Below are 5,939 nucleotides of genomic sequence, written 5' to 3'. Positions count from 1 at the left end.
AGTAAGTTGGCAGCATCACCTGATCAACGGTATTGCTTTCCAGACCAACATTCTGGCGCTGAACGCGGCGGTGGAAGCAGCGCGCGCCGGCGAGCAGGGCCGCGGCTTTGCGGTGGTGGCAGGCGAAGTGCGCAGTCTGGCACAGCGCAGCGCCACGGCGGCACGCGAAATTGAAACGCTGATCAATGAAGCGGGGCAGAAGGTCGATAATGGCTCGCGGCTGGTCAGCAGCGCCGGGCAGGCGATGGATGACATCGTGCGCTCCGTCTCTCAGGTGAGCGGCATCATGAACAAGATCGCCAGCGCCTCCGAAGAGCAGAGCCGCGGCATCCTGCAGATCGGCCAGGCGATGACCGAGATGGATACCACCACGCAGCAGAACGCCGCGCTGGTTGAAGAGTCCTCCGCTGCCGCCTCGTCGCTGGAAGATCAGGCGCGACAGCTGGAACAGACGGTGGCCGTGTTTAAAACCGCGCAGCGCGGCTTTGAGCGCAGTCCGGCGGTCAGCGCGCCGCGTCCGCGCGTGCTGACGCCGACGCCGGCCGCGGCGACCGCCTCACAGGGGGGCTGGGAACAGTTCTGAGCCTCAGGCGTGAGCAGATAAGATAAAAAACCCGGCCTCTCCGCCGGGTTTTCTGTTTTTATGGCCGCGCCTTAGTCGTTGGCTACCGCCTTCGCCAGCGCGTCAGGCTCCATCGGCGCCGCCGCCTGCACCAGCGAATCGCGGGTAATTTCCGCGATCGAGCGCGCGCCGGTCAGCGTCATCGCCACGCGTATCTCTTTTTCAAACAGGTTCAGCAGATTGCTGACGCCCGCCTCGCCCGCCGCCGCCAGCGCATAGAGAAACGCGCGGCCCAGCAGCACGGTATCCGCGCCCAGCGCGATCATGCGCACCACATCCAGCCCGCTGCGTACGCCGCCGTCCGCCAGGATCGCCAGTTCGCCCTTTACTGCGTCGGCGATGGCGGGCAGCGCGCGCGCCGAGGAGAGTACGCCGTCCAGCTGGCGGCCGCCATGGTTCGATACCACGATACCGTCCGCGCCGAAACGTACCGCGTCGCACGCATCCTCCGGGTCAAGGATGCCTTTGATGATCATCGGCCCCTTCCAGAAATCGCGGATCCACTCCAGGTCGCTCCACGAGATCGAAGGGTCAAAGTTATTGCCCAGCCAGCCAATGTAATCCTCCAGGTGGGTCGGCTCGCCGCGGTAGGCGGAGATATTGCCAAGATCGTGCGGGCGGCCATGAATGCCGACATCCCAGGCCCATTGCGGATAGAGCGCCGATTGCAGATAGCGGCGCATCGCCGCGTTCGGGCCGCTCATACCGGAGTGCGCATCGCGATAGCGCGCGCCCGGCACCGGCATATCGACGGTAAACACCAGCGTCGAGCAGCCCGCCGCCTGCGCCCGCTCCAGCACGTTGCGCATAAAGCCGCGATCGCGCAGCACATAGAGCTGGAACCACATCGGGCGCTGCATCGCCGGGGCGACCTCTTCAATCGGGCAGAGCGACACGGTGGAGAGCGTAAAAGGAATGCCCTTTTTATCCGCCGCGCGCGCCGCCTGTACCTCGCCCCGACGCGCATACATGCCGCACAGGCCGACGGGCGCCAGCGCCACCGGCATCGATAGCGTCTCGCCGAACAGCTGCGTTTCCAGGCTCAGCGAGGACATATTGCGCAGAATGCGCTGGCGCAGCGCGATTTGCGCCAGATCGTCGCTGTTGCGTTTCAGGGTGTACTCGTCATAAGCGCCGCCGTCGGCGTAGTGAAACAGAAACGGCGGCACTTTGGCTTTCGCTGCGGCTCGGTAATCTTTTGCTGATGAGATAATCACGGTAGTCCTCGCTTACGCTTTACTGTCCGGAATGCGCATACTGCGCGCCCGTCGCGCCTCTTCCTCATGCAGGTTGCGCATGGTGGCGTCAACAAATTCAAGGTGGTGGATAGTGACGCTGCGCGCCCGTTCGGCATCGCCGGCGATAATCGCCTGACAGATCGCCTGATGCTGCACCGCCAGCTGCTGGAAAATCTCCGGCGCGGTGTACATCCGCTGACGGCTCTGCATCACCGACGACTGCAGCAGATCGAACAGACCGCGCATCGCCTGCAGCAGCACCAGGTTGTGGGCGGCCTCGGCGATCGCCAGATGAAAGCGCACGTCGGAGTGGGCAGCCAGGTCGGGATCGTCGCGATCGCTGACCTGCAGCATCATCTGATAGCAGCGCTCGATATGCGCTTTGTCTTCCGGCGTGGCGCGGCGCGCGGCGTGCCACGCCGTGCTGGATTCAATGGCGATGCGCGCTTCCAGCACGTCGTAGCGGTAACCGGGGTCGTCCGCCAGCAGGGTGCTGAGCGGCATCACCAGCCGCGACGCCGACCAGTCCGCCGGGCGTTCGGCAATAAAGTTGCCGCCCCCGCGCCGGCTGATCAGTACCCCTTCGCTGATCAGTCTCTGCAGCGCCTCGCGCAGCGACGAACGGGAGGCTGTCAGCTGCTGCGCCAGCTGGCGCTCCGCCGGCAGCCGTTCGCCCGGCTGCAGCCGCTGCTCGTCAATAAAAGCCCTCAGGCGTTGCGCCAGGCTCTCCGCCAGGCGTTGTTCTTCATGCATTACGGGATCATCCACGGGAAAACCCAGGCCTGCAGCGAAGTGATAATCCCCACGATGCAGGTGAAAATCAGGCTGTGCTTAACGGTAAAGCGGAACAGGTCGGCCTCTTTGCCGACCAGCCCCACCGCGGCGCAGGCGATAGCGATCGACTGCGGTGAAATCATTTTGCCGGTAACGCCGCCGGTGGTGTTGGCGGCGACCAGCAGCACCTCCGGCACGCCGATCTGCTGCGCGGTGGTCGCCTGCAGGGCGGCGAACAGCGCGTTAGAGGAGGTATCGGAGCCGGTGAGGAATACGCCCAGCCAGCCGAGAAACGGTGAAAAGAAGGTGAAGGCGTTGCCGGTATGGGCCAGTGCCAGCGCCAGCGTGGTAGAGAGGCCCGAATAGTTGGAGATAAAGGCGAACGCCAGCACCGCGCCGATGGAGTAAATCGGCAGCGCCAGCTCGCGCAGGGTTTCGCCAAAGGCGCTTATCGCCTGCGCGGGGCGCATGCGCAGCCAGATCACCGACAGCAGCGCAGCGATAAAAATTGCCGTGCCGGTGGCAGAGAACCAGTCGAGCTTGTAGATAGCGGCGTAAGGCGTGGCGGTGGCGACCACCGGCGGCATCTTGATCACTTGCTGATGCAGGAACGGCACGGCGAAAGAGAAGACCCAGTCATACAGCGCGCCGCCGGGTGCGAACAGCGCCTTAAACGGCGGAATGCTCCACAGGGTGACGGTCAGCGTCAAAAACAGGAACGGCATCCAGGCGCGCATCACCTGCGCCGCGCTGTAGCGCTCGACGCGCTGCGGTTCGCCGCTTTCCTCCTCGCCAGCAAAGCGGAAAATGCGCGCCGGCTTCCAGACGCGCAGGAACAGCGTCAGGCAGAGCAGGGAGACCAGTGCGGAGATCACGTCCGGCAGCTCCGGGCCGAGGAAGTTGGAGGTCAGGTACTGGGCGATAGCGAAAGAGCCGCCGGAGACCACCACTGCAGGCCAGGTCTCTTTCACCCCGCGCCAGCCATCCATGATCGCCATGACCCAGAACAGCACGATCATGGTCAGGAACGGCAACTGGCGCCCCGCCATCTGGCTGATCGCCATTGCATCCACGCCGGTGACCTGGCCGGCGACGATAATCGGAATGCCCATCGCGCCGAAGGCGACCGGCGCGGTGTTCACAATCAGGCAAAGCCCGGCGGCGTAGACTGGCTTAAAGCCCAAACCGACCAGCAGCGCGGCGGTGATCGCCACCGGCGCGCCGAAGCCGGCGGCGCCTTCCAGAAAGGATCCGAAGGCGAAGCCGACGATCAACATCTGCAGGCGTTGATCTTCGGTAATCGACAAAATGGAGTTGCGAATGATGCCAAACTGGCCGGTTTTCACCGTAATTTTATACACGAACACCGCGGCGACGATAATCCAGGCGATAGGCCACAGACCGTAGAAGAAACCGTAAACGGCGGAGGCGAGCGCCTGGTCGATCGGCATACGGTAGAACAGCAGCGCCACCGCCAGCGCGATCAGCACCGTGATGGTGCCGGCGAGATAGCCTTTCATCCGCAGCCGCGTCAGCGCGAAAAAGAAAAAGAGAATGGGAAGCGCCGCAATCAGGCTCGACAGCCAGATATTATCGAGCGGATCGTAAAGTTGCTGCCAGTTTTGCATGATCCTGATTCTCCAGAAGAGTGCCTGCCTGTAAACGGCAGCGGTCGGGGAGCGCCGCAGTCAGACAGCACGCAGCCGCAAGGCTGGTCAGACCAAAAAGCGCGTAAATGTTAAAGAATTGTTTATCTGGTGCGGGGATGAATGCAATCTTTCGCTAAAACTTTCATTTGAGGCTGGAAGATTTGTCACAAACAACAGGTTTTGGTAGGACCAATTTCGCGGGCGTGCAGGCGGCAAAGCGTTTAGCGCCGCTGAAGCGGCCAGCGGGCGGTAGCATCAGGAGCGCCATGAGGCCGCGAAGAGCTATTTCGTGGCGTCAGCCGGTTATCGCATGGCGGAGCAGGAGAGCCCCCGCTAACGAAAAAGGGGCGTTAAAGCTCACCATCGCACGGCGGAAGGGGCATTAAGTATTGCCATCGCACAGCGGGAAAGGGGGATAAAGACCGCCATCGCATGGCAGAAAGCGCATTAAGTATTGGCATCGCACAGCGGGAAAGGGGCGTTAAAGACCGCCATCGCACAGCGGGAAAGGGGCGTTAAAGACCGCCATCGCACAGCGGGAAAGGAGGGTAAAGACCGCCACCCCAGGGCGGCTAGATAGTAATATCGTAAGCGCGCGTCGAGCCGTTAGAGTCCGATTGCCCGCCAGCAGTATAAAGCCCGGGGGCCGCCGCCGTTTTATCTATCGCGCGGGTTAAATGGCGCGCTCGCTGCAGATGCATCTCCAGCAGCTGGCGGGTTTGCTGGTTCATTTCGCTGGCCCGTTTAATCATCGGCAGCATGACGCTCCACTGTGCGGCCAGCGCAGGCTGCGGCTGATAGGGGGCAAACAGCTGCAGACGATCTTCCTGCTGTTTCCGCTGTTCGTCATGCCAGGCGACAGTCGCCAGCAGGCGGCTTTTCATATCGGAAAGGTGCTGAAGGGAAACCGGATGGATAGTCGCGCCGCTGAGCTGTTTGATCTCTTCGGCCAGCACGCCATCCAGTTCACTGAGCGTTTCCTGCAGCCTGGTTAAGGCGGCCTGTAAACTCTCCATGAGCGCCTCTGTCACCCCTCTTCAAGGATATTTCGCAGCAGCGCGTCGGCGATTTTATCGGCGTCCATCTGTAGTTCGCCGTTGCGCATCGCCTGTTTAATCTTTTCGACGCGCGGGTAATGACTCCAACTTATTGATAGTGTTTTATGTTCAGATAATGCCCGATGACTTTGTCATGCAGCTCCACCGATTTTGAGAACGACAGCGGCTTCCGTCCCAGCCGTGCCAGGTGCTGCCTCAGATTCAGGTTATGCCGCTCAATTCGCTGCGTATATCGCTTGCTGATTACGTGCAGCTTTCCCTTCAGGCGGGATTCATACAGCGGCCAGCCATCCGTCATCCATATCACCACGTCAAAGGGTAACAGCAGGCTCATAAGACGACCCAGCGTCGCCATAGTGCGTTCACCGAATACGTGCGCAACAACCGTCTTCCGGAGCCTGTCATACGCGTAAAACAGCCAGCGCTGGCGCGATTTAGCCCCGACGTAGCCCAACTGTTCGTCCATTTCCGCGCAGAAGATGACGTCACTGCCCGGCTGTATGCACGAGGTTACCGACTGCGGCCTGAGTTTTTTAAGTGACGTAAAATCGTGTTTAGACCAACGCCCATAATGCGGGCGGTTGCCCGGCCACCAACA

5 protein-coding genes and 2 pseudogenes are annotated in these 5,939 nt (G+C 61.7%); 1 reads left to right on the top strand and 6 read right to left on the bottom strand.

The window, feature by feature from the left end; translation table 11 throughout:
* The coding region (locus B3229_RS03840; RefSeq protein ID WP_286868818.1) for a methyl-accepting chemotaxis protein at positions 1-583 on the top strand (583 nt) is incomplete at its 5' end.
* A 71-nt stretch (positions 584-654) separates the two neighbouring features.
* Here the strand turns inward: B3229_RS03840 and lldD are convergent.
* From lldD to B3229_RS03810, 6 genes and pseudogenes are all read right to left on the bottom strand, one after another.
* Complete coding sequence (gene lldD / locus B3229_RS03835) at positions 655-1,839, bottom strand: FMN-dependent L-lactate dehydrogenase LldD (RefSeq protein WP_048786605.1); 1,185 nt, start codon at positions 1,837-1,839, stop codon at positions 655-657.
* 12 nt (positions 1,840-1,851) lie between these two features.
* Positions 1,852-2,613 (bottom strand): transcriptional regulator LldR, encoded by a 762-nt coding sequence (gene lldR, locus B3229_RS03830; protein WP_033755973.1) that lies wholly within the window; start codon positions 2,611-2,613, stop codon positions 1,852-1,854.
* Positions 2,613-4,262, bottom strand: coding sequence for an L-lactate permease (lldP, locus tag B3229_RS03825; RefSeq protein WP_033755975.1), 1,650 nt, complete (start codon positions 4,260-4,262; stop codon positions 2,613-2,615). The genes lldR and lldP overlap by 1 nt, the downstream gene beginning before the upstream one ends.
* A 593-nt stretch (positions 4,263-4,855) precedes the next feature.
* Positions 4,856-5,299 carry a flagella synthesis protein FlgN gene (locus tag B3229_RS03820; RefSeq protein ID WP_033755977.1) on the bottom strand — a complete coding sequence of 148 codons (444 nt, stop codon included), beginning with the start codon at positions 5,297-5,299 and terminating at the stop codon, positions 4,856-4,858.
* Between the two features lie 11 nt (positions 5,300-5,310).
* Positions 5,311-5,412, bottom strand: a pseudogene (locus B3229_RS03815) (flagellar biosynthesis anti-sigma factor FlgM); the annotation flags it as partial.
* Between the two features lie 17 nt (positions 5,413-5,429).
* Positions 5,430-5,939 (bottom strand): annotated as a pseudogene (locus B3229_RS03810) (IS1 family transposase); the annotation flags it as partial.

Source organism: Pantoea sp. UBA5035, from assembly GCF_002415245.1.
Lineage (GTDB): Bacteria > Pseudomonadota > Gammaproteobacteria > Enterobacterales > Enterobacteriaceae > Pantoea > Pantoea septica.
The sequence above is the reverse complement of the archived record's forward strand: the minus strand, read 5'-3'. Positions and strand labels throughout refer to the sequence as shown.

What these genes read in the sequence shown, in the direction of transcription:
- lldR (WP_033755973.1), bottom strand. Translation starts at nt 2,613, where the DNA reads ATGCATGAAGAACAACGCCTGGCGGAGAGCCTGGCGCAACGCCTGAGG.
- lldP (WP_033755975.1), bottom strand. Translation starts at nt 4,262, where the DNA reads ATGCAAAACTGGCAGCAACTTTACGATCCGCTCGATAATATCTGGCTG.
- B3229_RS03820 (WP_033755977.1), bottom strand. Translation starts at nt 5,299, where the DNA reads ATGGAGAGTTTACAGGCCGCCTTAACCAGGCTGCAGGAAACGCTCAGT.